This is a genomic window from Clostridium sp. C2-6-12, from assembly GCF_009928485.1.
In the GTDB taxonomy this organism is placed as follows: domain Bacteria; phylum Bacillota; class Clostridia; order Clostridiales; family Clostridiaceae; genus Clostridium.
Genome location: NZ_JAABNP010000020.1, coordinates 41,714 through 68,251, shown reverse-complemented (window position 1 = coordinate 68,251; position 26,538 = coordinate 41,714). Strand labels below are relative to the sequence as shown.

At 28.6% G+C, this 26,538-nt stretch carries 23 protein-coding genes; 21 read left to right on the top strand and 2 right to left on the bottom strand.

Features of this window, described 5'->3' with window-relative positions; translation table 11 throughout:
* Positions 1-122 precede the first annotated feature (122 nt).
* From GXK56_RS16760 to GXK56_RS16690, 15 genes are all read left to right on the top strand, one after another.
* On the top strand, positions 123-1,445 hold the full coding sequence (locus tag GXK56_RS16760) for a PTS sugar transporter subunit IIC (protein ID WP_160689471.1): 1,323 nt from the start codon (positions 123-125) through the stop codon (positions 1,443-1,445).
* Between the two features lie 401 nt (positions 1,446-1,846).
* Positions 1,847-3,205 (top strand): PTS transporter subunit EIIC, encoded by a 1,359-nt coding sequence (locus GXK56_RS16755; protein WP_160689469.1) that lies wholly within the window; start codon positions 1,847-1,849, stop codon positions 3,203-3,205.
* A gap of 124 nt (positions 3,206-3,329) precedes the next feature.
* Entirely contained in the window at positions 3,330-3,566 is a 237-nt protein-coding gene (locus GXK56_RS16750) for a hypothetical protein (protein WP_243156154.1), read from the top strand.
* Between the two features lie 239 nt (positions 3,567-3,805).
* On the top strand, positions 3,806-4,156 hold the full coding sequence (locus GXK56_RS16745) for a hypothetical protein (protein ID WP_160689467.1): 351 nt from the start codon (positions 3,806-3,808) through the stop codon (positions 4,154-4,156).
* The gene (locus GXK56_RS16740) at positions 4,157-4,495 is read left to right on the top strand and encodes a hypothetical protein (RefSeq protein ID WP_160689465.1); all 339 of its coding nucleotides are present in this window, start codon (positions 4,157-4,159) and stop codon (positions 4,493-4,495) included.
* Positions 4,496-4,733: 238 nt separating this feature from the next.
* Complete coding sequence (locus GXK56_RS16735; protein ID WP_160689463.1) at positions 4,734-6,098, top strand: 6-phospho-beta-glucosidase; 1,365 nt, start codon at positions 4,734-4,736, stop codon at positions 6,096-6,098.
* A gap of 29 nt (positions 6,099-6,127) precedes the next feature.
* Positions 6,128-6,283, top strand: a complete 156-nt coding sequence (locus GXK56_RS16730) for a hypothetical protein (RefSeq protein ID WP_160689461.1) — start codon at positions 6,128-6,130, stop codon at positions 6,281-6,283.
* Position 6,284: 1 nt separating this feature from the next.
* Positions 6,285-7,160 (top strand): Cof-type HAD-IIB family hydrolase, encoded by an 876-nt coding sequence (locus tag GXK56_RS16725; protein ID WP_160689459.1) that lies wholly within the window; start codon positions 6,285-6,287, stop codon positions 7,158-7,160.
* Between the two features lie 17 nt (positions 7,161-7,177).
* Positions 7,178-8,638: a glycoside hydrolase family 1 protein gene (locus GXK56_RS16720; RefSeq protein WP_160689457.1), complete on the top strand. Its 1,461-nt coding sequence runs from the start codon at positions 7,178-7,180 to the stop codon at positions 8,636-8,638.
* Positions 8,639-8,976: 338 nt separating this feature from the next.
* Positions 8,977-9,837: a Cof-type HAD-IIB family hydrolase gene (locus GXK56_RS16715; protein ID WP_160689455.1), complete on the top strand. Its 861-nt coding sequence runs from the start codon at positions 8,977-8,979 to the stop codon at positions 9,835-9,837.
* Positions 9,838-10,139: 302 nt separating this feature from the next.
* Entirely contained in the window at positions 10,140-10,862 is a 723-nt protein-coding gene (locus tag GXK56_RS16710; protein ID WP_160689453.1) for a response regulator transcription factor, read from the top strand.
* Between the two features lie 26 nt (positions 10,863-10,888).
* Complete coding sequence (locus tag GXK56_RS16705) at positions 10,889-12,274, top strand: HAMP domain-containing sensor histidine kinase (RefSeq protein WP_160689451.1); 1,386 nt, start codon at positions 10,889-10,891, stop codon at positions 12,272-12,274.
* Between the two features lie 190 nt (positions 12,275-12,464).
* Positions 12,465-13,436, top strand: a complete 972-nt coding sequence (locus GXK56_RS16700; protein ID WP_160689449.1) for a hypothetical protein — start codon at positions 12,465-12,467, stop codon at positions 13,434-13,436.
* A gap of 446 nt (positions 13,437-13,882) precedes the next feature.
* A complete protein-coding gene (locus GXK56_RS16695) occupies positions 13,883-15,628 on the top strand; it encodes a cell wall-binding protein (protein WP_160689447.1) in 1,746 nt (581 codons plus the stop codon).
* 222 nt (positions 15,629-15,850) lie between these two features.
* Positions 15,851-16,582, top strand: coding sequence for a MurR/RpiR family transcriptional regulator (locus GXK56_RS16690; RefSeq protein ID WP_160689445.1), 732 nt, complete (start codon positions 15,851-15,853; stop codon positions 16,580-16,582).
* A 107-nt stretch (positions 16,583-16,689) separates the two neighbouring features.
* Here the strand turns inward: GXK56_RS16690 and GXK56_RS16685 are convergent, their stop codons facing one another.
* Together GXK56_RS16685 and GXK56_RS16680 are read right to left on the bottom strand one after the other, a co-directional pair.
* Positions 16,690-17,235, bottom strand: a complete 546-nt coding sequence (locus GXK56_RS16685; RefSeq protein WP_160689443.1) for a glutathione peroxidase — start codon at positions 17,233-17,235, stop codon at positions 16,690-16,692.
* Positions 17,236-17,431: 196 nt separating this feature from the next.
* Positions 17,432-20,110 (bottom strand): sigma-54-dependent transcriptional regulator, encoded by a 2,679-nt coding sequence (locus GXK56_RS16680; RefSeq protein WP_160689441.1) that lies wholly within the window; start codon positions 20,108-20,110, stop codon positions 17,432-17,434.
* Between the two features lie 377 nt (positions 20,111-20,487).
* On the opposite strand from GXK56_RS16680, the gene GXK56_RS16675 reads away from it, so the two are divergent.
* The 6 genes from GXK56_RS16675 to GXK56_RS16650 all read left to right on the top strand — a co-directional run bounded on the left by GXK56_RS16675 (position 20,488) and on the right by GXK56_RS16650 (position 26,476).
* Positions 20,488-20,805: a PTS lactose/cellobiose transporter subunit IIA gene (locus GXK56_RS16675; RefSeq protein ID WP_160689439.1), complete on the top strand. Its 318-nt coding sequence runs from the start codon at positions 20,488-20,490 to the stop codon at positions 20,803-20,805.
* A gap of 131 nt (positions 20,806-20,936) precedes the next feature.
* Positions 20,937-21,245, top strand: coding sequence for a PTS sugar transporter subunit IIB (locus tag GXK56_RS16670; RefSeq protein ID WP_160689437.1), 309 nt, complete (start codon positions 20,937-20,939; stop codon positions 21,243-21,245).
* 164 nt (positions 21,246-21,409) lie between these two features.
* Entirely contained in the window at positions 21,410-22,750 is a 1,341-nt protein-coding gene (locus tag GXK56_RS16665; protein ID WP_160689435.1) for a PTS sugar transporter subunit IIC, read from the top strand.
* Positions 22,751-23,141: 391 nt separating this feature from the next.
* Complete coding sequence (locus tag GXK56_RS16660; protein ID WP_160689433.1) at positions 23,142-24,464, top strand: ABC transporter substrate-binding protein; 1,323 nt, start codon at positions 23,142-23,144, stop codon at positions 24,462-24,464.
* A 143-nt stretch (positions 24,465-24,607) separates the two neighbouring features.
* Positions 24,608-25,507 carry a sugar ABC transporter permease gene (locus tag GXK56_RS16655; RefSeq protein WP_347707963.1) on the top strand — a complete coding sequence of 300 codons (900 nt, stop codon included), beginning with the start codon at positions 24,608-24,610 and terminating at the stop codon, positions 25,505-25,507.
* 60 nt (positions 25,508-25,567) lie between these two features.
* Positions 25,568-26,476, top strand: a complete 909-nt coding sequence (locus GXK56_RS16650; protein WP_160689429.1) for a carbohydrate ABC transporter permease — start codon at positions 25,568-25,570, stop codon at positions 26,474-26,476.
* Positions 26,477-26,538 lie beyond the last annotated feature (62 nt).

The window sequence follows — 26,538 nt, the reverse complement described above, 5'->3', positions numbered from 1 at the left end:
ATATGGGACTAATGAAATCACATGGAAGCAAAAAGTTTTTAAGTAATAATTATTTATTAAAATACATTTTAAAATTATTACATTAAATATACTATCACATAATTTAATAAGGGGGAATTATTATGTCATCATTTGGAACTACATTTAATGAAAAAATACTACCAGTAATTATGAAGTTTGTTAACATGAAAGGTGTAATAGCACTAAAAGACGGTATACTATTCACATTACCATTAACACTAGTAGGATCAGTATTCTTATTACTAGCCCAAATACCATATCAACCCTTAAATGACTGGATAGCAAGTAAATTAGGCCCAGGCTGGACAGAGCCATTATTTCAAGCATATGGAGCTACATTCTCAATAATAGCTTTAATTGCAGCTATAGGAATAGCATATATTTATGCACAAAACGAAGGACATGAACCTTTATCAGCAGGAATAATATCATTTGTAGTATTTTTATTAACAACCAATTCTTTTGTAGTTACTGCTAATGGAGAAAAAGTAGGAGATGTGATACCAAAGGCATGGACTGGCGGAAAAGGAATGGTTACAGCTATTATAATTGGATTAATTGTAGGTGCAATATACTCTTGGTTTATGAAAAAGAAGATTACAATAAAAATGCCAGCAGGTGTACCACAAGGTGTTGCAAACTCTTTTGCAGCTTTAATACCAGCAGCAGCTATAATAACAGGCGCAACTGTAGTATACACAGTATTTAAGTATGGATTAAACACAACATTTATTGAATGGATTTATGTAATTCTTCAAACACCATTACAAGGTATGACAGATTCATTAGGCGGAGTTATAGTAATAGGTTTCTTAATTCCATTCTTATGGTGGTTTGGTGTACATGGAGCATCTATTATAGGTGGAGTAATGAGTGGTATTTTAACATCAAATACAATGGATAACCAAGCACTATATATAAGTGGAAAAGAATTTTCAATAGCTAATGGAGCACACATAGTAACACAACAATTTGTAGATCAATTTATGACAGTAACAGGATCAGGAATGACAATAGGATTAGTATTATGTATGTTATTCTTAGCAAAATCTGAACAATCAAAACAATTAGGTAAATTATCAATAGTTCCAGGAATATTTAATATTAATGAGCCAGTAACTTTTGGAACACCAATAGTTATGAACCCATTTATGGCAGTTCCATTTATTCTTACTCCAATGGTTTCAGGATTAATAACTTATTTTGCAATAGCTACAGGGTTAGTACCACCATTTAGTGGTGTAACAGTGCCATGGACAACACCAGCTCCAATTTCAGGACTTTTAGTAGGTGGACCAAGGACTGCCTTATTACAAATAGTAGTATTAGTAATATCATTCTTTATTTATCTTCCATTCTTTAAGAAACAAGATAATATTAATTATATGAATGAACAAGCAGCAGCTAATGGAAAAAACTCATAGTAATAGAGTTTGATAAGTTATTTTAAGCTCTGATAAATTAGTGAGACCCAGTATTTCTAAATATATATGAAATATTGGGTCTGCTTATTAAAAGTATCAAATCTAAAAAGGTTATTAAAGTAAAATAGGATGAGATTTTTGGGAAATATGTTTTGATTCTATCTAATATGTAATAGTAATAAACAATTTTTTGTATTTTTACATATAAATTTGTTGTGTTGAAGGCATGGTATCAGCGTCTATTCTTACAGAAACAACGTGATTTTTGAATCGCTCTATTTAAATCTATTATGAAACAATAAGACATATTGAAAAGAGAAAAATGAAACAGTATATCATAAAAATATAAATAAGATAACTGTTATTAACAATAAATTTAATTTATTAGGGGGAATAATAAAATGAATAATTATTTACAGGAGAAAGTAATACCTAAGGCTAATCAAATAGCATCTAATGAATATCTAAAGGCTGTAAGTGATGGATTTATGACTATTATGCCAGTTATAATAGTAGGTGCAATTTTTTCATTATTAAATTCATTATCAATACCAGCATATCAAACATTTATAACAAGTATAGGTTTAAAGCCAATACTTGCAATACCTAATATGGTTACAAATGATATGCTTGCAGTATATGCTGTATTTTTCATAGCGTATAGTCTTGCAAAACAATTTGATAAAGATCCAGGTGTAGCTGGAATGATTTCATTATTTACATTTTTAGCAGTAACACCAATTTCAAATACTTCAGGTATAATTAATAATTTTGTAAAAGCAAATAAAATTACATTACCAGAAGGTGTAAAAGTACCAGCAGCGAATGTTTTTACTTTTGATTACTTAGGAGCAAAGGGGTTATTTGTAGCAATTATTATTGCATTAGTATCAACTGTTATTTATAACAAATTAATAGATGGTGGACTAGCTATTAAGATGCCTGATGGAGTTCCACCAACAATTACAAAATCATTTTTGGGTTTAGTTCCTGGTTTTGTTATAATCATGTTATTTATGCTTTTAAACAAAGCAGTAACATTACTACCTATGCAAGGAATAGATGGTATACATACTTTAATATATACATTGATTCAAAAACCACTAGAAGCATTTATTGGTAATAATATATTCTCGTTCTTATTTGCAATATTACTTGCCCAAATATTATGGTTCTTTGGAGTACACGGAGTATCAGCAGTAATACTTCCTATTTTCTATCCATTGTGGACATCTTTAACCACTGCTAATATAGATGCAATGAATGCAGGTGTTTCATTATATGAATTACCTAACATAATTAATAGAAGCTTCTTTAGTGTATATGCTTTATGTGGAGGATCAGGAGCAACCCTTGGATTATGTATATATATGGCATTAAAAGCTAAAAGCCAACAATATAAAACTCTTGGAAGATTAGCAGTGTGGTCTAATTTCTGTGGAATAAATGAACCAATTGTATTTGCAACACCTATGGTTCTTAATCCTTACATGGCTATTCCATGGATATGTACACCATTACTAGCAAGTATATTAGGATATGTATTAACATATATAAATGTTGTACCAAGGCTAACAACAATAGTTCCACTTGGAACACCAGTTTTAATGTCAGGTTTCTTAGCTGGTGGAGCAGAAGGCTGGAGAGTTGCTTTAGTACAAGTAGTAATAATAGTTATGAGCGCATTAGTATATCTGCCATTCTTCAATTTAATTGATAAGAAGAGTTATATGACTGAATTGGAAGCTGAAAGTAATTAATTTATATACAGATATTTTTGCACCAGCAATGCCTGTTTGTGGACAATGAGATATATCATTAATGTGAAAAGTGAAGAACTTACCAATTTAGGGATTTCACGCAACAGATGATCCTATAGTTCCAATGTATGGGCAAAAAGATCAATATAAATATAATAGCAACATTATAGGCACAAAAACATTAGTTTATAGATTAAAAGAATTAGGCAGCAATGTCATGTTTACAGAATATTCATCAAAAGATATGCTAAATGCTGGAGTGCCGGTAAATGAAAATGCTGCATATAATCATTTTGCATGGGTACCAACTTATAATAATCAAAATGTTATAAATTGGCCATTTAGTCAAAAAATAGTTTAAATTAAAGGGTGTTACAGAATGATATTTAAAATCGTTTTGTAACATTTTTTATTAGAGCTATATTCTAAGAAAGGGAGTTGAAACACATTGTTATATAAAAAAACAAATAACTAAAAGTAGAATGTTTTACTAAAAATTTAAAACCAAAGTAATTATTTATTTTTTATGATAATCTGAAATTATATAAAACATATAAGCTTATTTATTAAAATATTGATGGAAAGGGCTGATATACAAACATGATAAAATTTTTGAGAAGTATCTTTGGATTTTGCCTTTCAGCAGTAGTTATAAACGGATTTTGGCATGTATTTACGGATAACTTTGGTCCACTAGGAGGCTGGCTTTCAGCTCTTATATTTACAGGAACAATGTGGTTTGTTAATCATTATATAGGGTTAGTTGACAATACAGAAGAAGCAATTTTTATTGATATGGGATTGGCTGTAGGTATGTCTACATTATTTAGAGATACTATAGTTAATGGGATTAGTGCGTTGATAAGTTCGCTGCCTACATTAATTTTTACGGTAATAGGTGGAGCACTTGCAGGAATAGTAGTAGGATTAGTGAAGAAAGAGGGTGAATAAATGGGTGTTCAAGAAGCACTGTTAACCATAATTGGCAGTTTTGTATTTACTTTTTTGGTGCTAACTTTATGGGGAAGATTAGTGAATTCGCTTGGACCTATTGGTGGATACATAGCTGCTCTTATGATACCAGGTACTATGTGGATACTCAATCATGGAATCAAAAATCATTTTATTTATCAGACAGGAAGCGTTTGGATTGATATGGCATGGGCTGTTGGAATTGGGGTTTCTGTATCGTCCAAAATAAAAGGTAAAAAGATATTTAAAGCTAAGGACACAATAATGGCGGCTATAGTTGGTGGTATATTAGGTGCCGTTATTTTAATAAAGATTTAAAGTTGAGGATATATAATTTAAATTATTATAAAGTGAAACAAGTATTTAGAAAACAACTTGTTTCATAAAAAAACAAATAACTAAAATGAAGCATGTGTCACTAAAACTTCATAATTAAAGTAATTAATTATTTTTTGTGATAAGCTTTAGTTAGATAAGAATTAAAAGATTTTATCTGAAAATTTAACTTTTACTTTAGAATTATTAATTCACTAAAAAATATTGGAGGGATAAATTCATGAAAAGAAAAAAAATCAAAATAGTTACTATTGGTGGTGGATCAAGCTACACTCCTGAATTAATTGAAGGATTTATAAAAAGAAAAGACGAACTTCCAATTAAAGAAATTTGGCTTGTTGATATTGAAGAAGGAAAAGAAAAATTAGAAATAGTTGGTGCTATGGCTCAAAGAATGGTTAAAGCAGCAGGTCTTGATTGGAAGGTTAATTTAACTTTAGATAGAAGAAAAGCGCTTAAGGGAGCAGACTTTGTATCTACTCAATTTAGAGTAGGTCTTTTAGATGCGAGAATTAAGGATGAAAGAATTCCTTTAAGTCATGGAATAATTGGACAAGAAACTAATGGTGCTGGAGGAATGTTTAAAGCATTTAGAACAATTCCAGTAATATTAGACATAATAGATGACATGAGAGAATTATGCCCAAATGCATGGCTAGTTAACTTTACAAATCCATCAGGAATGGTAACAGAAGCTGCTATTAAATATGGTGGATGGGATAGGACTGTTGGTTTATGTAATGTTCCAATAAATTGTATGTTTATAGCTAGTGAAACATTAGATATTCCTTTAGAAGATTTAACTTTCAAATTTGCAGGATTAAACCATTTCCATTGGCATAGGGTATGGGATAAAGAAGGAAATGAAAGAACAGAAGAATTAATAGGAAAACTATATGACCCAGCACAAAAGAAGAAACCTAAAAAGGATTCTGGAGTTGCCAACATTAAAGATATTAAATTTAATTATGAACAAGTTCAAGATTTGGGAATTTTACCTTGTCCATATCACAGATATTACTATATTACAGATGATATGCTAAAGGATGAGCTTGAAGAATTCAAAAAGGGTGAAACTAGAGCAGAAGTAGTAAAAAGAACAGAAGCTGAGTTATTTGAACTATATAAAAATCCAAAGCTTGATTACAAGCCTGAGCAATTAACTAAGAGAGGAGGAACTCATTATAGTGATGCAGCTTGCGAATTAATTGCTTCAATATTTAATGATAAGAAGACCACTATGGTAGTCAGTACAAAAAACAATGGTGCATTAAGCGATCTTCCATATGATTCTATTGTTGAAGTATCAAGTATAATAACAGCCAATGGACCTCAACCTCTAAATTGGGGGAAATTTGAGCCGGCTCCAAGAGGAATGGTTCAAATAATGAAGGGTATGGAAGAAACAACAATTTCAGCAGCAGTTACAGGAAACTATAATAAGGCTCTTCATGCATTTACAATAAATCCACTAGTTCCAAGTGGACAAATTGCTAAAGAATTATTAGATGAAATGCTACTTGCACATAAAAAGCACTTACCACAATTTGCTAAGGAAATAGAAAACCTAGAGAAAAATAAATAATAAAATTTGCAAAATCAAGAGAACAAAGAATGTTGAATAATAAATTTCAAGGATTGCTAAATGATTTCTTATGTGGAGAAGCAATAGCTGCGAACCAATTTGAAGGTGGATATCTAGAATTAGAAGACGGAATTTATTATCCAAGTCATGAAGCAATAGATTTTTATTATAAGGGAGTAGAATAATATGATAAAATTTATTGTATCAGATATGGACGGAACATTACTTGGGAAAAATAATGATATACCTGAAGAAAATTTAAAAGCTATAAGAAAAGCAGAAAAAATGGGAGTGCAGTTCGTAATTGCTAGTGGAAGAATGTATGAAGATATTAAGCCATTTTTTGATAGGTATAATTTAAAGTGTGAATGTATAGTATTAAATGGTGCAGAATATAGAGATAAAGATGGAAATATATTAGAAGGAATTTATATGGACAAAGGTAAGCTTAAGGACGTTTTAGAGATAATAAAAAGAGATGGTCTTAATGTTGAGATATACACGGATAAAGGATTATATACTATTAATACCAAAGAAGAATCTTTAAAAGGAAGTGTACTTAGAGTTCAATATTTTCATCCGGAAATCACAAATTATGAAGAAATCCTTAAGAGGGCAAAAGAAGAACATCATTTTGCAATTTTAAAATATATTGATAATATAAATGAATTTTTAAGTAGAGATATTAAAATAGGAAAAATTGAGGCTTATGGTGAATGTGTAGATAAAATTTTTAAATTAAAAGAAGAGCTTAAAGCCATAAAGGGGCTTGCAATTGCATCAAGTATTGCAATTAATTTAGAAATAAATCACATAGAAGCTCAAAAAGGAATTATATTATCTAAGATTTCAGATAAAAAAAGAGTAAAAAAAGAGGAAGTTGTTGTAATTGGAGATGGGTTTAACGACTATTCAATGTTTACTGAATTTCCTATATCTTTTGCTATGGAAAATGCAATTCTTGAGATAAAAGAAATAGCAAAATATATAACAGATGCAAATTATAATTCTGGAGTGGCTAAAGCTGTTTATAAAATTTTAAAATTGAAAACTGTAAACTGAAGAAAGTAGGTATAAAAATGTTAAACAATAAATTTCAAGGATTACCAAAGGATTTTTTATGGGGAGGAGCAACAGCTGCTAACCAATTTGAAGGTGGATATAGAGAAGGTGGAAAAGGTCTTAGTACTGCAGATGTTATGACAGGTGGTACTCACACAACTCCAAGAAGAATAACACCAGAATTAGAAGAAGGAACTTATTATCCAAGCCATGAAGCAATAGATTTTTATCATCATTATAAAGAAGATATAAAATTATTTGGTGAAATGGGCTTTAAGACTTTCAGAATGTCTATAAATTGGAGTAGAATTTTTCCAAATGGAGATGATGTTACTCCAAATGAAGAAGGTTTAAAATTTTACGATAATGTATTTGCAGAATTAAAGAAATATAATATTGAGCCTCTAGTTACAATTTCTCACTACGAAACTCCATTTGGATTGACTAAAAAGTATAATGGATGGGCTAGCAGAGAAGTTATCGATTGCTATGTTAGATATTGTGAAACAATATTTAAAAGATATAAAGATGTGGTAAAATATTGGCTTACATTTAATGAAATAAACTGTTTAACTATGCCTTTTGGTTCATTTATGGGTGGAGGAATCTTATTAAATGATGGTGGTGAACTTGCATTTGATAAAGAAACTCAAGATAGCAAGCAAATAAGATTTCAGGCACTTCATCATCAATTTATAGCAAGTGCAAAAGCCGTTAAATTAGGTCATGAAATTAATAAAGATTTTAAAATAGGTTGTATGATTGCATATATGGCATCATATCCTTATACATGTAACCCAGAAGATGTATTTTTAAATCAAGAAAAAGATAATTTAAATAATTTCTTATGCTCTGACGTTCAAGTAAGAGGAGCATATCCTGGTTTTGCAAAGAGATTCTTCAGAGATAATAACATTGAAATCAAGATGGAAGAAAATGATGAAGAAATATTAAAAGAAGGTTGTGTGGATTTCTATACATTTAGTTACTATATGTCAAACTGTGTAAGTTCAGATCCAGAACTAGAAAAAACTTCAGGAAATATATTAGGTGGAGTAAAGAATCCTTATCTTAAAGCAAGTGACTGGGGATGGCAAATTGACCCTAAAGGATTAAGATGGACATTAAATAATATCTACAATAGATATCAAATTCCATTAATGGTTGTGGAAAATGGTTTAGGTGCTGTGGATGAAGTTGAAGCAGATGGTTCAATTAATGATGACTATAGAATTGACTATTTAAGAGCTCATATTGAAGAAATGAAGGAAGCTGTAAATGATGGAGTTGAACTAATAGGATACACTCCTTGGGGATGCATCGATTTAGTAAGTGCATCTACTGGTGAAATGAAAAAGAGATATGGCTTCATTTATGTAAATAAAGACAATGATGGAAATGGAGATATGAGCAGATCAAGAAAGAAGAGTTTCTTCTGGTATAAGAAAGTAATTGAGAGTAATGGAGAAGAACTTTAGGAAGTTAATAATTTACTGTTAATTATGATAATAAGAGGCTATGGTTGTAAACCCTAGCTTTTTGTTGTGAATAAAATAAATATTTAATGGTTCCAAATCTTTCGGATGTTGATTTAGTTATAGTAGGAATGAGCAATCCTAATAATAGAACAGAGTAAGTATAATTCTTAAGATTTTAACAAAATAGAGTTTTAAAAACTTGGACTAACAAATAAAAGGTATAAACCAAATTGTTCATTGCGAATATAAGTATTTACAGCTATTTTTGGTCTTGCAAAATTAGTATATAATAATTATATAAATTACTGAATATAAGTGTGAATATGGAGGATTAATATATGATAAAGCTAATTGCATCAGATATGGATGGAACATTACTTAATAGTAACCATAAAATATCAAAAGAAAATTTAGAGGCCATAAAAAAGGCACAAGAAATGGGAATAAAATTTGCAATTGCGACAGGAAGAATGTATGAAGATGTGAAACCATTACTTGAAGAAAGTGATTTAAAGTGCCAATGTATAGTTTTAAATGGCGGAGAATATATAGATGAAGAAGGAAATGTTTTAGACGGAATATACATTGAAAAAGAAAAAGCAAGTGAAATTATACATATGATAATCAAAGAAAATATTGTAGCTGAAATTTATACTAATGATGGGCTATATAGTGTTAATACTAAAGAAGATGCATTGATAGAAGTTGCATATAGAGTTATGGTTTTTTATCCAGAAACAAGTTTCAAAGATGCTATAAAGATTGCAAAAACTCATCCTCATTTTGTGAATTTAAAATATGTTGAAAATATTGATGAGTTTTTAAACAGTAATGTTAAAATAGGAAAATTTGTTACATTTTATAATGATGAAGAAACTACATTAAATGTAAAAAGGAAATTGGAGTCTATAGGAGGTCTTGCCATTTCTTCAACCTTTACTAAAAATATAGAAATAAATAATAAAGAGGCACAAAAGGGATTTATATTAGCTAAAGTTGCAGATAAATTAGGGATAAAAAGAAATGAAGTTATGGTTATTGGAGATAGTTTTAATGATTACTCCATGTTTACAGAATTTACTGAATCAGTTGCTATGGAAAATGCTGTTGCAGAAATAAAGAAAATAGCAAAATATATAACTGATACTAATGATAATGCAGGTGTTGCCAAAGCTATCTATAAGTTCTTAAATTTATAAACTAAACTTGTATTTAAGGCGTAATAAATTATTCACATATAAAAATAAACCCAGTAGTAAGCAATATGATATGTTGATTTCTACTGGGTTTAAAATTTAAATTTATAATAAAAATAGCAGTTTTTTATTTACATATAAATATTAAAAAAATTTTCTTTAATTCTTACACACCCAATAATAGATTGATATTTTTCATTATTTTACATATGATATAATTGTTATAATATGAAATAACATTTTAAAATGTAATATATTTCATATTTATTCTTGGAAATTATATGGGTATTATTTGGAGGCGTAATATGTTAAAAAAAAGAATATTAGTAGTAGAAGATGAATTTTCAATTAATGATACTTTGAAATTTGCTCTTTCAAAAGAAAACTTTGAAGTGAAAGCAGCATATAATGGGGAAAGTGCTTTAAAACTTTTTGAGGAATTTGAGCCTCATTTGGTTTTGTTGGATGTAATGCTTCCAGATATAAGCGGTTTTGAATTATGTAAGATTATGAATCAAAAAAGTTATGTTGTTATGCTTACGGCAAGAGATGATGTAATTGATAAAATATTGGGGATGGAAATAGGTGCAGATGATTATATTGCAAAACCTTTTGAAATCAGAGAAGTTACTGCAAGAATTAATGCTATTTTTAGAAGAGCAAATAAAAATGTTTTTGATAATGAAAACATAGTTAGTAATGTTATAGAAAACAATATAAAGGCTGAGAATAAGGACATTAATGTGGAAGATGAAATTACTGTTAATTTTGATACAAGAACAGTAATAAAAGATGGAAAAGAAATTATGTTGAAGAGAAAAGAATTTGATATACTAAGCTATTTGTACAAGCATAAAGGAGTTGTTTTAACAAGACAGCAGCTTTTAAATGAGGTTTGGGGGTATGAAGATTATGGAGATACTAGAACTGTTGATGTTCATATTAGGAGACTCCGAGCTAATCTTGGAGATGATAAGGAAAAACCAATAATAGAAACGGTTTTTGGGGTAGGATATGTACTGAGATAAAAGCTTTAAGTTAGGAAGTGAAAAATATGCTAAAGACACTAAAAGGAAAGATAATGATAGGAATTGTATTAGCTCTCATTATTTTTAACTTTGGCTTAAGTATTTTCATATATAATACTTTTTACACTAATATAAAAAATAATATTAAAGATGACATGGGCAATATTGGGAAGTTTTCTGTGAGCACTTTAAAATATAGTTCTATGGTTATAGAAGATAATCTCAAAGTAAAAAAGAAAACTGTTTATGAAGTTAACAGCAATTATGAGTGTTATGTGGGATTGTATGATTTTAATAATATCCCAATAGATTATAAAGGGAGTCCATTACTCGAAAATAGCATCAATAATGTATTAGAACGTTCCAAAGGAAAAAGTGCAGTCATAATATTTAATATTAAAGGTGGATTGATTTGTACATATGTGTATCCTGTTTATCTTAATGGAAAATATGATTCAAGTATAGTTATACAAAAGAACTATAATGATTATTATAATAGTTTGAAAAATACAATGACTAACATAATCGCAGCTCAAATTGTACTTTTAATAGTTATAATAGGTGCATTGAATTACTTCATAAATAAAATAATAAGTCCTTTAAAAAAACTTAGTTTGGAAATGAAAAGATATGGAGAAGGAAAAGAAGTTGATAAGATTTCAGTAAAGTCTAAAGATGAAATTGGTCAAGTTACTAAATCTTTTAATGAAATGATTGAAGAGAAGAAAAAGTTGGAAAATATATCAAAGGACTTTTTTAATAATGCAACGCATGAACTTAAGACTCCAGTTACTTCAATATATGGATATGTTCAAATATTAAAAGAAGAAGATTTAAACACCATGGATGAAGAATTTAAAAATAGAGCTATGAACCGAATAATGATGGAATGTGGAAAGTTAAAAGAACTTATACAAAAGCTTCTTGAAATTTCTAGATGTGGTGTTAGAAAAAAGGATATAAAGCAAGAAGTGAAGCTTAACATATTAATTACAGAAATATGCGATAGATTAATTGATAGGTGCAGACGATTAAATAAAGAGTTTATTGTTGATATAAATGAAATTACAATAATAACTATGAAAGAAGACATTGAACATATAATTCTAAACTTAATAGATAATGCTTTAAAATACTCTAAGGGTAAAGAAATATATATTTCTCTTAATAAAACAGATAAAAACAATTTCGTATTTGAAATAAAAAATAAAATTTCTCAAATACCTGAAAATGTTTCTGAAAATTTATTAGAGCCTTTCATTAAATATAATGAATTTGATGGAAATATGGAAGAGAGTATTTCAAGCTCAGGATTGGGATTGTATTTATGTAAGGAATTAGCTCAAAAGAACATGCTTATCTTGAAATATGATATAAAAAAAGATGAGATATGCTTCTATTTATTAAGTTAATAATTGTCTTAAGGTATTACAAGAATGTTACAAAAGTGTTAAATAAGTAACAACTATTATCTAAATCCTACAAGAACATTACAAAAATGTAAAAAGCATTGAAAGTAGCTGAAATAGGTTTATTATAGGTAATGTACCAAGTGTGCAAATCAAATATTTATTAAGTTATGTATATTTAGGAGGAATAGAAATGAAGAAAAAAATATTAAATCAATTAATTGCAGCAGCTTTAGTTTGCGGGAGTCTTTTATCAGTGGGGAATGTATCTGCATATGCAGCAGATCAAAAGAAGGAGGATGTAAAATTTACAAAAACATGGGTAGCAGAGGGTGATAAAAATGGTTTTGTATGGCATTATTATAATGAGAATGGTCAAATAGCAAAAAATACAACTATTATAGGTCCTAATCATAAAACTGAAGTTAAAATTGATGAAAATGGAGTAGGACAAGTTGATTGGGAATATGGAGTAAAAGATAAGTATGAAGATGGAAAGTTCTATTATATAAATGCTTTAGGACAAAAAACAGGTTGGGTTAAAGATAATCAAGGTTTAATGCATTATTACAATGAAAAGGGAGAAATGCTAAAAAACACAACTGTTAAAAATCAGCTTGGAAAAGAAGTTAAGCTAAATGATAAAGGCGTACTTGTTGGTGAGAATGGATATGATATCTTGAATGGAATAGAAGTTACTTATGATAGTTCAGAAGCATATAAAAAGAGTCAAAAAGAGTGGAAACAAGTAGGAAGTGACTGGACTTATCATTATGCAGATCAAAGTGAAGATAAATTAGTTCATGATTGGGAGCAAATTAATGGAGTATGGTTCTATTTTAATGATAAGGGAATAATGCAAAAAAGTACAACAATTAAAGACTACAAAGGTAATGAGAACGTATTAAATGCGGATGGAGCGTTAACTGGTAGAACTGAGCCAAAATACGAATACAAAGAAAACGAAGAAAACACTTATACTCAAAAAGTTATCGATGGAAAAACATATTTTGAGGATGCTAAAGGAGTGAAACAAATCGGATGGGTTATGTATGATGAAAAATGGTATTATACAAACAAAGATGGTGTAATGCAAAAGGATACAACTATAATAGAAGGTGATAAGAAATTTGTTCTAGATGCAAATGGTAATTGGATTAATTAATGTAAGTGCATCAGTTAAGCTTTTGTATTTTATACTTAAACTTATATTTATTTGGATAAACTTATATATATAATCTACTATTAGAAATAACTAAAAAATTTACTCTAATTATTAATTAGTATTAACCTAATATAAACAATAACTCTCTATAAAAAAACTTAAAATTATATAAAATCTATAAAAAAGTTGTCATCACAATAGCTTATTCATAGAAGTATTATGAAATATGCTTTATGTGGACAACTTTTTTATACTGATGAAATAACAATTCTATGTTTATAAATTAAAGATGCAGTGAAAATTAGTTGATGATTGTATAACAAATTTGGGTTATAATGGTTTATATTGAATAAACCTAATAAAAATGTAGGTGATATGATGTTTTTTTATATTAGCCTATTATTTTATTTATAATTATATAGTTATTTTATAAACAGGAGGATAAGATGAAAAAATTATTTGGCTTAATAATTTTATTAGCATCTATATTTTCATGGGTTTCTTATCAAGGATATATGAAAAAGGGAAATGAAGAGATTGAAGTTTTAAATCCAGATGTTAGTATCAATAATATAAAAAGTATTGTAGATATTGAAGATGAAATTAATGATAGTTATGAAGAAATGCCATTGGGATATAGTGATGGTAATATATACATAATAAAATATGATCAAACCAATAAAAAAGTAGTTGATAATAATATTTTTATTTTAGGTAACGATGGAAGTAATAAAGAAAGCGGAAAAAGATTACCTGATGATTATTTAAATTGTGAGTTAAGCATTTGCGGAGATATGATCTTTGGAAATGATGGATATTTTAATTGGAAATCAGAAAAAGAATATAAACTTGTTTTATATGAAAAAGGCACAGAAATCACAAAGTGGTTTTCTGTTTCAGGAAATAGTGACTATTATTTATGTGTAAGAGATAACTCTGAGAATAAAAAATATACACTATGTAATGTTAATACAAATGATACATATGAATTTCAGTGTACTTATGATAGTGAAAGTGTTATAAATGGAATTTTTTATGATACTATATCAAATAAATTCTATGTGACAAGTAAAAATAATGTGGTAAATCAAATAAAACTTGACGGTGACAATTTTTCATTAGAGAAATATGATGAGATAAAAGCTTCAAACAACGATAATATTGAACAAAACAATGATTATATAAATAATTATTTAAAATATACATATTGCTTAGAAGGAGAAGCATATATAAGCCATGATTATAAAGATAGTATTAATATTAATCAATATAATATAGCTGATAAGCTTACAGAGCAATTAAATAATATAACTTTATATGGATATGATAATTTATATAAGGAATATATACTAATAAAAAAGAGTGACGATAAGAGTTCAAATAAAATATATCTAGCAAAACTTGAGAAAAACGGATTTGAGATGCTTATTGAAATTCCTAAATTATATGGTGATGATAGTAAAATTAGTATTCATATGGTTGATTCAGAAAACATATTAGTTAAGGAAGAATATCATGATAAAGAAAATAAAAAATTTAAAAATAGATATATAGTTTACGATTTGGCTGAGTATTTTCAAGATAAAACAAATAAATTAACAAGTGATAGTGATAAATTAACATTAAAGAATACTTACAAAAATATTAATGAATATAATGATTCTAATTATAAAAATAAATTAAATGAAGATGAAGAAAAGAAAAAATTACAAGAAGAAGAACAAAATAAATCAACTATAAAAGACAATTCATCTAAGGTTTCAGCTGATGAAGGAAAAGACTATAGAGAATCTAGTACATCATGGAGAAAAGGTAATGGTGACTGGTTTTATTATAAAGGAGAGAATGAAAAAGCTATAGGATGGCTGAAAACTGAAAAAGGTTGGTATTATTTTTATACAGATGGAACTATGCAAAAAAATGCAATTGTACGATGGAAAGACAAAGAATACGTATTAGGACCTGACGGACTGGTACTTAATCCAGATTCTGATTTGGAATATGGTTCATCAGGTTACAAAGACAAAAGTAAGGAAGAGAGTAAAACAAAGAATAATGGTAATGTAGAAAATACTAATTCGAAGTCTTCTGGAATAATTGAAAAAGACAATAAAAACAACAGTAAAGAAAATGTTAAGAAGTTAGAGGAAAATGTTGACAATTCAAAGAGTGTTGAAAAAGGAAATAAATAAAAAATAATAACTATGTTTTGAATAATGTAAACAAAGTAACAAGGAAGGTGTTTGTAAAACATTCTTTGTTACTTTGTTTTATTTTGCTAAAATGAATAAATTCAATGTTTAAATCTAAAATTATTCTAATAAATAAGAATAATTTTTGTAGTTAATATAAAAAAAATAATAAATAAGATATAATTAAAGAAGCATACTTATGAAAGAAGAGGTTGATTAATTATGTTTAATTATGAAATTATCCAAAACTTAAATGATTTAGAATTATTGCTATATAGATACATAATGAAAAATAGTGAAAAAGTAATCTATATGAGAATTAGAGAGTTAGCAGACGAGGCACATGTATCAACAACAACAATATTAAGATTTTGCAAAAAAGTTAATTGTGCAGGATATTCAGAATTTAAAGTGAAATTGAAGATGAGTATGGAAAAAAATGAAAGCAGTAAAGTAAAGAATGATACATCTATAATAGTAGATTTTTTTAAGAAACTTGATAATGATGAATTAGATAAAAAATTAGATGTTTTAAGTGATTTAATAAAACAAGCAAGTAATGTAATTTTTATTGGAGCAGGGACCTCAGGAATATTGTGTAAGTATGCTGCTAGATATTTTTCTTCAATAGGAAAGTTTGCAATGTACATAGATGACCCGTATTTTCCTAGAAATTATAAGTTTTATGAAGATTCTGTAATAATAGCTGTATCGGTATCTGGAGAGACTCGCTCTATTATAGATCATATAAGTAATCTAAAGAGAGAAAGAAGTACTGTTGTAAGTATAACTAATAGTGAAAATTGTACAATATCAAAAATATCTGACTTAAATATATCCTATTATGTTCAACAGGAGAAATTAGGGATTAGTGATATAACAACACAAATACCAGTATTATATATTATTGAAAGCATTGGAAAAAGACTGCATAATAAATTTTTAGAAGAATAGAAATTTTAAATTAAACTGTTTGATTAAGACATATAAAATCAAAACCCATGTATATAATAAATTATATATGTGGGTTTTGTTTTGTGACAGAGGGAAAAGGCTTGACTTTAAAGAAGTTTTTCTATAAATGGAGCTATTTCATTTGGCTCTACACTAGATTCAAATCTTTGAACAACATTACCGTCTTTATCTATTAAAAACTTAGTGAAATTCCATTTAATTGAATCATCTATTAAATAATCTGGGAGATTTTCTCTTAACATATTATATAATAATCTAGCACTAGGATTTTCTAAATCAAAACCTTTAAAAGGAGCTTTGCTTGTTAGATAGTTAAATAATGGGTGTGCATTTGCGCCTCTTACCTCTACTTTTTCAGAAAGTGGGAAAGTTACACCATAATTAAGCATACAAAATTGCTTTACTTCATTGTTATTCCCAGGTTCTTGTTCGGCAAATTGATTGCATGGAAATCCAATTATCTCAAATCCTTTAGCTTTATATTTATCATAAATTTTTTGTAAATCTTCATATTGATAAGTAAATCCACATTTACTAGCAATATTAACAACTAATAATGCTTTGCCTTTAAAAGTATCAAAAGTAATTTCAGGTCCATCAATAGAGTTTGTTTTAAAATCATAAATATTCATAATATCCGCTCCTAAATATTTTATTAAATTTAATTGAATAAAATTTATATTTATAATTTATCATTTGAATTACTAATTGTCAATAATAATTTAAATAGACAATATAAAAACAGCATTATAACAAATATATATACTGTTTTAGTATTGTATTTGCTAATGCTGCTTTAAGTTTAAAATATTTTATTCAAATAATTTATTAAATCTTACTTTCAGAGTTTAATAAAAGATTCATTAAATAACAGATTTCATCATCATTAATATCTATTTTGTACTTATTAGTTATGAAGGTTAAATTTTCTTTTATTATATTGTATAGTTCCATGTTTTCGGAAATGTAGTTGTTCTTCATAGGAAAAGTAGCTGGATTATCTTCATTTCTTAATCTGCCTACAACAAAAGATAAATGAAGAATTACACCAACAAGATTTTCATCAGATAATTTAATACAAAGCTTATCTTGCAACGTATTTAAGAGTTTAGTCACATCATTATATAATTCAACTCCATCTATATTATATATATTTTCTTTTATAATTTTAGGTATGTTAAGCATAGCTGTTTTTGAGTCAATAGAAGCCTGAAGTTCTTTTAATACGTCCATGTTAAAAACTTCATACATAGTATATTGCTTTACTTCAGAATCCACAGGGAAAGATGAAACGATAAATAATATTTCATTTTCCTTTTGTAGATTAATTATTTTCTGTTTAAAGAAATTTTTATCTAAGCAATTTAAACAGGTAATCTCAAAATAATCATTGCTTATTCTAAGATTGCTAGTTAAAAAGTTCTTAATTGCAATAGCAGCGCCTTCTCCAGTCAAACAGGCTGTAACTATTAACACTTTATGTTCATTAACATGCTTATTATTTAAATTTTGATGTATTTCTACATATGAATTAACCATAAGGACATCGTTATAAATCTCATCTAAAGATCCACCTAAAAGCGCTTTTCTTGCAGATTCAAGTACATGTAATGTTGAAACAAGAGATATTACTTTAATTTCAACATTAAATTCACTTTGGATTACATCTGCAAATGTAGTTAAAGATCCCATATCAACTAACAATAGATATCCAGCAGAAGTTGGATTTTCTTGAATAGCAATTTTTAATCGTTCTAACACTGTTGATGGGGCAACATCAATTGATGCATCTATAGGAATTACATAATTTTCACCTAGGAGCCTATTTGAAACATCAGCCATTGAAGTTGCAGTAGATTCACCATGAGCAATTAGTATAACCCTTACCTTATCATGAGATACATCATTAAAAGTATTATCTTGAATTAGGAACAAAGTTAAATATCCAGCTTCATCAATTGGGATTGGCTTGCCAATATGCTTTTCAATAATTTCTTTTACTTCAAGTGCTACAGAAAATTCAATAGGATAAAGCTCTCTGATTTTATTTAAATTAGTATTTATAATTATCTTGTCACTGTTAATTCTATTTACTAAAGTATTAATGTGCAATGCAAAAGCTGTATATAGGTTGTTATCAAAATTAATTGTAAGCTTTTGAGAGATATGATTTATTATTTTGTCAAAACAATTTAATATGTCTTCACTAATAATAGTCAGTAAGTTTTTTCTGTTTATTTCTTCTGAGACTTCTGAATTATTTTTATTAAAATGCTTTGCAATATCTTTTTCAAGGATATTTTCAATATCTATATCAGAAATATCCAAAGATTTTAGTTTTTCAAGTTTGTTTTCTATAAAATCATAAATAGTATTATCAGTACTATTAAATATGTTATTATTTGTATCCTCAGCAGTACCATTAAATCTAAAATATTCAATTTCTTCACTCATTAATTTATTCCATAAAACTCTATGCTCTTTTTCTTTATATAGACCTTCTTTAATATATCCAGGTAAAGCCTTGCTATGAATCCTTACGTCAGATTTTATATTTGTCAAAAATTCAGAATATGCTTTTGCGCAAAGAAGCTGGACATCACTTTTTAATTGGCCTATATTATTAGGACAATCGTATGAAAGCAATGCTCTAAGTGAATTTAATGAAACATATATTTCTTTGTTCAATCTAATGCTTTCGTATTTAAAGAAGCTTTTAATTAAAAATAATCTTTCATCTAAAGTTCTTTCCCTAAGAGAAGGAATATTTATAATAATAGGAATTCTTCTAGTAAAAGTGTTTAATAACGCAGAGTTAGGATCTTCTGTTGTAGCAGATATAATTAATACATCAGAAGTTCTGATTTCTGAATCGCCAATTCTTCTAAAAGTACCTGTGTCTAAAAATATAAAAAGAGCTTCTTGACCTTCAGGTGGCAATCTATGTATTTCATCTAAAAAAAGTATTCCTCCATTAGCTTGTTCAATTAAACCGATCTTATCATTTTCTGCACCTGTATAGGCTCCTTTTTTTACTCCAAAAAGTTGAGAGGTAAGTAATTGAGGATTGTTTGTATAATCTGCACAGTTAAAAACTATAAAAGGTGAGTCTTCTGTTTTAACTTTCATTTCTAAAGCGTAATTGTGCATCAAAGAAGCAAACATAGATTTTCCTACACCTGTACCTCCAAGAATCAAACAATTCATTCCTTTTGGAGGATATAGGATAGCAGCTTTAGCTTGTTCGACAGAATCCATAAGGGATATATTGTTTTTAGCAAGTAAATCTAATTGAGATTCGTTGCTGGTCACTTTATTTTCTGCAAGAAAAAATAACACAGGCCTGCCAGAAGATTTGTATAATTTACCATCCTTACAAAGTTCGTTTAATTCATGACTTAAATTTGCTCTAGACATATTAACTAATGGTGCTAGAGTTTTAGTATCTATACCTTCAGAAGAATTTAGTTGAATAAGCTTTTGATAAACTAACTCTTTTTTTGTCATTCTATAGCCTCCTTATAATTTTAATTTACATAAGTTATCTAATTACAATAAAAAACAATATATATACATAAATAAAACATATCATATTTAGTGTTTAGATATAATGTAAATCATATAAAACACTACATATAAATTATAAAACACTAATGAATTTAAGTAAACAGTTAATTTTTTTATAACAAAAATAAAAAAAATAGAATAAAAAAATATATTGTTTTTGAAAACTTATATCCGTTGAATTTTCTTGAGTTTGAGAGCTTGGTATAGTGTTTGAATTTTAGTTTATTAAAAATTTTTGCAAATGTTTGATAGTGTTTGGCACAGATGTTGCTTTATATAATGGCATAAAGCAATAAAGCATAAATGGAGGAAAATAGATGGAACAATTAGAAATGGCAATTATGAATATTATTATTAATGCAGGTGACTGCAAAAACCATGCTTATATGGCTCTTAACCTAGTAAATGAGGGAAACTATGAAGAAGCTAATAAAGAAATAGGATTAGCGAATGATGCATTAGCAAAAGCTCATGATGCACAAACAGAAATGCTTCAAAAGGAAGCAGCAGGAGAAAAAGTTGATTTTTCAATATTATTTGTTCATGCACAAGATCATTTAATGACAGCAATATCAGAAAAAAATCTGATAGAACAAATTATTGAATTGAGAAAAGTAGTAAACACTTTAATTTAATTAAATTTAAGTACAAAAATAGGAAAATAGCTCTATTTACAAAATATGTAAGTGGTGGTATTATATACACTAAGAAAAAATTAAAATCAAACACAAAATTTTTATTATAAATTATTAAGGAGGAAAATATTATGGTAACAATCAAATTATTTTGTGCATCAGGAATGTCTACAAGTGTTTTAGTTAATAAGATGAAGGATGCAGCTAAAGCTAAAGGAATTGAAGCAGAAATAGTAGCATTTCCAGAAGCTCAAATGGACAGGCATCTAGATAGCATGGATGTTGCATTACTAGGGCCACAAGTTGGATATACTTTAGGAAAAGCAAAAAGTCTTTGCGAGCCAAAGGGAATTCCAGTAGAAGTAATACCAATGGTTGATTACGGAATGATGAATGGAGCTAAAGTTTTAGATCTAGCATTAAAATTAATAAATAATTAAGGTATTTATTAAAAGTAACTTGGTGAAATAGCAGAAAAAATGTGTTTCACCACACCTTTGGAAAACCTATACATTAATAATTAATTATAAGGTAATAATAGCAAATTTTATTTGTAATTATTCATATTATTTCAGAATTATAATTATAAGGGGGAAAAAATATTATGTCATTAAATCAAACGTTAAACGAAAAAGTAGTTCCAGCGGTAATGAAATTCGTTAATATGAAAGGGGTTCAAGCATTAAAAGATGGTGTTTTATATACTTTACCATTAAATATCATCGGGTCTATTTTCCTATTAATTGCTTTTTTCCCAGTTCCAGCACTTACAGATTTCTTTACAGCTACCTTTGGAGCTGCTTGGAATGATCCGTTACTTAAAGTAAAAGATGCAACAATGGGTATTATGGCATTAGTATCAGTTATAGGTATGGCTTATATTTATGCTAAGAATGAAGGTGTTGAACCTTTAGCACCAGCAGTACTTTCACTAAGTATATTTATACTTCTTACTAATAACTTCGTTATGTTTGAAGCAACAAAAGGTGCAGCTCCAGTTGCAGTTAGTGGTGTTATTCCAGGGAATGTTTTAGATGGAAAAGGTATGGTTGCAGCTATTATAATCAGTTTAATTGTTGCTTCAAGTTATTGTGCATTAGTTAAGAAAGATATCACAATTAAAATGCCAGAAGGTGTTCCACAAGGTGTTGTTAATGCTTTCTCAGCTTTAATTCCAGCTACAATAATAATAATAGTAGCAGATGTAATTTATGCTGTTTGTAAGTTTGCATTTAATAGTTCTTTACTAGATATCATTTATAAAGTTATTCAAGTGCCATTACAAGGTGCATCAGATTCATTACCAGGTGTTATGCTTATAGCATTCACAGTTCCATTCTTATGGTTCTTTGGTATCCATGGTGGTGCAACAATCGGTGGTGTTGTTACAGGTTTATTAAATGCTAATACTTCAGATAATGCAGCATTACTTGCAAAAGGTCAATTAGATCTTGCTCATGGTGCTCATATAGTTACTATGCAATTCTATGATAACTTCATTAATATGGCAGGTAGTGGTCATACACTTGGTTTCTGTATACTAATGGTTTTATTTGCAAAGTCTGCTCAATACAAACAATTAGGTAGATTAGCATTACCAGCTAATTTATGTAACATTAACGAACCAATACTATTTGGTACTCCAATAGTAATGAACCCAATTATGGCAATACCATTTATTGCTACACCAGTTGTAAATGCAACATTACTTTATTTAGCAATTGCTTCAGGTTTACTTGCACCAATGGGAGGAGCTATGCCACCTTGGACAACTCCACCTATATTAGGAGGTTTCATAATCGGTGGATTCGGTTATGCTGCTGCACAAGCAATATTCCTAGTAATTGGTCTATTAATCTACTTCCCATTCTTTAAGAAAGTAGATGCTATGGCTTTAGCTGATGAAGTTGCTGCTCAACACGGTGGAGAAACAGCTCAAGTATAATAGTTAAAAATTAAAATAGACTAATTTGCATAGCAAATTAATTAATTAGCCCTTTTATTAACAATTTAAAAATATATTTAAAACTAAAGATTTCAATGAATCAAGATTGAAGTTCAGTAATTATAAGAAATTATAAATACTGAGCTTCTTTCTTTTTGATTAAAATTATTACTAAAACATTAGTAATAAAGCATATATAGTGAAGTTTATTAAATAATGTTTAGTAAAAAAATAAAATTAATGAATTTTATGGGAAAATTACAATGAACGTATTGAGTTGAACGATGAACGATGTTAATATAAAGTTGTTCAAAAAATGAACTGCGTAAAATGCGATTTGAATAAATTCGTTATATGGAATTGCAATTAAATTATTAGTGGGGGTAAGTTTATGAATAAATTTATTAAAAAAATATGTGCTATTGGATTAGTGTCAATATTAGCAGGAAGCATGACTGCTTGTGGAGGTGCAAGTGCAAGTCAAAAAGCTAAAAAAACTGCTAATGGAAAGATTGAGGTTGAATATTGGTATGGCTTAGGTGGTAAACTAGACGAAAATATGAAAAAAATAATTACTGATTTTAATAAATCTCAAGATAAGTATGAAGTTAAGGGAGTAGCTCAAGAAGATTACAAAGCTACATTTAAAAACTTGCAAGCTGGAATAGCAGCTAAGAAAAGCCCAGCGCTTGCTTTATTGGAAGGCGATAAAGTTTATATGCTTGCTAATAAAGGCTTGCTTACAAACATAAGTGATTATACAAGTAAAGATGCAGAATTTAAAGAAGAAAATTACTTAGAATCATTTTTAGAAACTGGCAAAAAAGATGGTAAGTTATATGCATTTCCTATTTATGGAACAACACAACTATTATATTATAATAAGCAAGCATTTAAAGATGCAGGAATTACTGAAGAATCCTTAAAGACATGGACAGGTCTTGCAGAAGCAGCTAAGAAACTCACTAAAAAAGATGGTGGAGAAGTTTCATACTATGGATGGGAGCCTATGTGGGGTGAAGATAATCTAATTGATGCAGCTTTAAGTAATGGTGGAAAAATATTAAGTGATGATGGAAAACAAGTATTAATTAATTCAGAAGAATGGGTTGAATCTTGGGATAGTTTTAGAAAGTGGATTCATGAAGATAAAATTATGAGAATTCACTCAGGTGGACAAGGATGGGAATATTGGTATGCAACAGTTGATGATGCTATGAAGGATAAAGCAGCTGGATATACTGGTTCATCTGGAGACCAAGGTGATCTTGATTTCAATAAATTAGGTGCATATGAACAACCAGCATTTAAAGCAGGAAAGCAAGCAAAACCAATTGCTGAAGCAAGACTTTTAGCTATTCCAAGTGGAGTTAGCGATGAAGAAAAGCAAGGTGCATATGAATTTATTAAGTATTTCACATCAGCAAAGGTTAGTGCTGAATGGGCAATAGCTTCTGGATATATTTCAGTAAATAAAGGAAGTGCAGCAACACCTGAATTCGTGGAACATGTAAAGAAAAATCCTCAAGCAGCGGTTCCAGCAGCTCAAGCAACTCATGCTACAAAAGTATTCATAGATCCTACAGATGGAAAAATTATCGATGCACTTAAAAATGCAGCAGATAAAGTTGAAATAGAAAATGTACCTGCAAAAGAAGCTTTAGATGAAGCTCAAAAAATTGCACAAGAAGCACTTAACTCAGTTAACAAGTAACAGTTATAAGTTAACAGTTAAGGAACAAAACCCAAAGGGGTTTGAAGAGAAGTTTAATATTCTTATTATGAAAAGCCTTAAAGGCTTTTCATATACAATTGTTAGCTGTTAATTGTTAAATGTTAACTGACTTAAGGGTGGTGATATTGGTGGAGATTAATAATAGTATTAAGAGAAAAATTAATAAAAACTTATGTGTTTTAATGTTTATTTTGCCAGCTGTAATTCCTCTTGGAGTGTTTTGGATATGGCCAATGATTAAAGCTATATTTATGAGTTTTACTGATTGGGATTATATGAGTTCAACATATAATATGGTTGGTTTTAATAATTACAAAGCATTATTTTCTGACAAAGCCTTTTACAGTTCGTTAAGAAATACCTTTGTATTTACGATTGGAACTTTAGTGCCGACAATAGTGGGGGGATTAACTATTGCTATGGTATTAAAAAACAATATTAAAGGTTCAGCTTTATATAAGGCTATAATATTCTCTCCATGGATTACGCCAACAGTGGCCATATCTATAGTATGGAGTTGGATTTTTGAGCCTAAATATGGTTTTGCTAATTATGTATTACAATTTTTAAAGCTGCCAAAATCACAATGGTTACAAAGTTCTGATACAGCAATGATGGCTGTTATAATTGTTACAGTTTGGAAAGGCTTTGGATGGGCGATGGTATTTTATTTAACAGCTTTAGAAAAGGTACCAAAACATTTATATGAAGCTGCAGCAATTGACGGAGCTAACAATTGGAATAAGTTTGTAAGCATAACATTGCCACTGATATCACCAACTACATTTTTTTTAAGTATAATAACAACAATTAATTCACTTCAAGCTTATGATCAAATTCAAGTTCTTACCCAAGGAGGACCATCAGGTAGTACAAGAACCATATTGTATATGTATTATCAAACTGCTTTTGAAAATTTCAATATGGGTCAGGCAACTGCTATGGCAACTGTTATATTAGTTATAATAGCTATACTTTCGGGAATTCAATTTATTGCTTCAAAGAAATGGGTGCATTATTAAAGTACATTAAATTATAAATAAGATATATGTATTTGTATTATAAAGAGAGGAAATAGAAATATGGATATTAATGTTAAAGATAATCTTAAAGAAATAGAAGATTTAGATACTGGCATAGAAATTATAAGCAAGCCTACTGTATTTGAAATTATAACAAAAGGCATAAGACATTTAGTATTGATTCTAATAAGTGTTATTACATTTTTTCCTTTTCTATGGATGATAAGTAGTGCATTAAAAACTAAAGATGAAGTCTTTAATTTTCCACCTGTATTAGTCCCATCAGTGCCACAATGGAATAATTTCATACAGGTATTTAAAGAAGCACCTTTTGAAGTATATCTTGGAAATAGCTTTTTTGTTGCATCTATAGAGGTTATGTTTCAAATTATAAGTGCAGCTATGATTGCATATGCCTTAACTCAATTTAAATTTAAAGGTAAAAAAATTTTATTTGCATTAATAATGGGTACTTATATGCTACCTTCAGCAGTAACATATGTACCGTGCTACATGATACTTGCAGATATTAATTTAATTGATACTTTAACTGGACTTATAATAAGTAATTTGGCAAACGTATTTGGAATATTCTTAATAAGACAGGCGTTTATGCAAATAGACAGAAGTCTTGTAGAAGCGGCAAGAATGGATGGAGCATCTCATTTAAAAATACTTTTAAAGATTATGTTTCCATTAACCAAACCAACTTTTATAACTTTTGGATTAATTAGCTTTGTAACATACTATAATGAGTACATGTACCCTTCACTTATAACTAAAAGTCCAGAAAAATTTTTGGTATCAGCAGGACTTAGACAGTTCTTCATCCAAGGTGGAGCTTATGGTATTAAATGGCCTGAAATAATGGCTGCAAGTACAATTACAGTATTACCACTATTAATATTGTTTTTGATAGCTCAAAAGTGGTTTATGAAAGGCGTAAGTGATAGTGGGGTAAAAGGATAAAAAAATATTAACTTCTAAAAACAGAACGTTACAAAGCTGTACTATGTTAGCTTTGCAACGTT